Source organism: Vibrio sp. 2033, from assembly GCF_033339735.1.
Genome location: NZ_JAWOVC010000419.1, coordinates 1 through 659, shown reverse-complemented (window position 1 = coordinate 659; position 659 = coordinate 1). Strand labels below are relative to the sequence as shown.

Sequence of the window (659 nt, the reverse complement as noted above, 5' to 3'; positions counted from 1 at the left end):
AGCGGCTCACAGAGTGACGCTCACCATACTCAGACATATCAAAACGAAGCAGTTCAATACCCAGCAGTTTCGATAGCTGAACAGTTACCTCGGTTTTACCCACACCAGTAGGCCCTGCAAACAAGAACGAACCCACAGGCTTGTTATCTACGCCCAAACCAGCACGAGACAGTTTGATAGCCTCCGAAAGCGCATCAATAGCGTTGTCTTGACCAAAGACTAGCATCTTCATTTTGCCATCAAGATTCTTCAAGATGTCTTTGTCAGATGAAGACACCGACTTCTCTGGAATTCGAGCCATTTTTGCAACCATGGCTTCAATATCAGCCACGCCAACCGTCTTCTTACGACGACTTGCTGGAGCTAATCGACTACGAGCACCAGCTTCATCAATAACGTCAATCGCTTTGTCAGGTAGATGACGTTCGTTGATGTACTTCGCAGACAGCTCTACGGCTGCACGCAGTGCTTTGTTGGTGTAACGCACTTCGTGGTGAGCTTCGTACTTTGGTTTCAAGCCCATCAGGATCTTGGTTGTATCGTCCAGAGATGGTTCTACAACGTCGATTTTTTGGAAGCGACGAGATAGCGCACGCTCTTTTTCGAAAATATTGCTGTACTCTTGGTAGGTAGTTGAACCAATACAGCGCAACTTACCG

At 47.2% G+C, this 659-nt stretch carries 1 protein-coding gene; it reads right to left on the bottom strand.

Annotated features, from left to right (window positions below):
- On the bottom strand, nt 1-659 hold a 659-nt coding region (locus R7P74_RS26940), incomplete at both ends, for an AAA family ATPase (protein WP_318123729.1).